Raw genomic sequence first — 1,455 nt, 5'->3', positions numbered from 1 at the left:
GCATACCACCTTAATCACTAAAACCAACGCATAGTAAAAGTGCCACGCGTTGCGAATCCCTCTTGAACAGTTTGTTATGTGCGTGCTTACGTTATGCACCAAACTGTTTTATACGCTTAGCGCCAATAAAAAACTGATACCTACTTTGTTGAAGTAAGTCTAAATGGCGCTCAAACATGGGTACGCCATTGGATAAAGAAAGATGGTAGACGAGTCCATTACCGACATACACCCCAACGTGTGCGCCGTATGAGTCAGTAGAGTCGTTGTACATCATGATATCTAGCGGCTTAAACTCAATAACCACCTCACTAAACTCCGAGTCATCCCACAATTCACTAGAACGGTAGTTAGGTGGATTTAGACCGAAGTCTCTGAGCAGGTTATAAGCAAAGACCTGACAGTTAGCTCCAAGCGTTAAGTCTGAATCATCTTTGCAACCCGGAATGCGGGATGAAACGTATCTTACATTTTTGAATCTGTCGGGAATATCCATTTCCATTTTCTCCCAAAGCACATAACGCCGCGTTAAGTGGTGAACAACGCAACCACCTAACCTAAACCATTGTGCCGTAAACACTTAAGCTGATACAAACCAAAAATGCCAAGCGTTGTGAATCCGTCTTAAACGCTTTGTTAGGCTTGTCCTGTTGCACTGACTAATTTTTGCCTTACAAAAGAGATTAACTCGTTATTAAAGAACCCAGCACCAAAGGCAAAAAGTGTGTTTGTATACATATTAAAGTCAACCAATGCTGTGCGGACATCGGCAAACACGAGATACACACCACTTTGAAGTACGAGAAAAACAACAAAGCCGGTGATTGAGCCTATTAAAAACGGACGAACAAATGCTGTCTGGATATCATTTATTGCCCTAAACGCAGAACCAACAGCTCCAGCACAAGTAAGAGCAATTAGAAATAATGTTGAATCGCTTAAGACAGGAAAAAAAGGTATTGAAAGGCGATCCGCACCCTCACCAAACGTCACGTTTTTAGATAAATTCTCATAGATAAAGATCAGAGGATCACTTGCAACCTTGCCGGCTTCAGTTGTACTCATTTGCAACCCGATTTCTCTAACAGCAAGCAATAAAGCTTGGTTTGCTTTTAAGACTTGAACATCAACTGTTGATACTTGTGATTCGTCCAAGTAATTTTTGATACGTCGGTAAGTGTAAACATACTCGTTTGCTTCATAACTGTGTGATTCATCCGAGTACACGGGCAAATTAAAAAGCGCTTCAATCTCTTTGAAAGATTCCACAGTTTTGCTTTCATACTGCTGAATCTTGTTTTCTAACTGAAGACTCAGTTTTTTGCGTGCCTGCACTTCAAACACAGATTGGAAACAAATACCAAACAAGATAACTAACAGTCCGTAATGAACTAACTTTCTTAAATTTTTCAATACTACTCCGAACTTGTTAAAAAAGCCTAACGCCGCATTAAG

At 40.5% G+C, this 1,455-nt stretch carries 2 protein-coding genes; both read right to left on the bottom strand.

Annotated features, from left to right (window positions below; all coding sequences use genetic code 11):
* Positions 1 to 91: 91 nt before the first annotated feature.
* Positions 92 to 496, bottom strand: a complete 405-nt coding sequence (locus KIV41_RS24785; protein WP_228770409.1) for a hydrolase — start codon at positions 494 to 496, stop codon at positions 92 to 94.
* Positions 497 to 636: 140 nt separating this feature from the next.
* Positions 637 to 1,455 (bottom strand): hypothetical protein (locus KIV41_RS24780; protein WP_285337859.1); only part of this gene is annotated, 819 nt, incomplete at its 5' end.

The organism is Vibrio sp. D401a (assembly GCF_030248515.1).
Lineage (GTDB): Bacteria > Pseudomonadota > Gammaproteobacteria > Enterobacterales > Vibrionaceae > Vibrio > Vibrio rotiferianus.
The sequence above is the reverse complement of the archived record's forward strand: the minus strand, read 5'-3'. Positions and strand labels throughout refer to the sequence as shown.

Coding starts and splice junctions, on each gene's coding strand:
- KIV41_RS24785 (WP_228770409.1), bottom strand. CDS start 496: ATGGATATTCCCGACAGATTCAAAAATGTAAGATACGTTTCATCCCGC.